This window comes from Gemmiger formicilis (assembly GCF_016901605.1).
GTDB classification, from domain to species: Bacteria; Bacillota; Clostridia; order Oscillospirales; family Ruminococcaceae; genus Gemmiger; species Gemmiger formicilis_B.
Window position 1 is genome coordinate 1 of sequence record NZ_JACJKP010000648.1, and the last position, 256, is coordinate 256.

Consider the following 256-nt stretch of genomic DNA (forward strand, 5'->3'; position numbering starts at 1 on the left):
CGTCCCCAGGGGTGGGAGGACCTGACCGACGAGGAACTGGTGACCTTCTGCCGCGGCCGGTATGAGGAATGTTCCGCCCCGGCGGGCCTCTATTGCATCGAGGGGGACGGTGCCTCCCGGCAGGATATTCAGACGTCCCAGGACCTGCGCAACGTGATGGTGGGCTGGTGCGACGGAGCGGCCCTGTACGGCTATTGTATCCCGGACCCTGCGGTGGGCAATTCCACCGGGTATCGGATTTCCCTGGCGGATGGCA

General features: G+C 65.6%; 1 protein-coding gene. It reads left to right on the top strand.

Annotation, left to right across the window (positions count from 1 at the left end; genetic code table 11):
- The coding region (locus tag H6B10_RS16305) for a hypothetical protein (RefSeq protein ID WP_204652457.1) at positions 1 to 256 on the top strand (256 nt) is incomplete at both ends.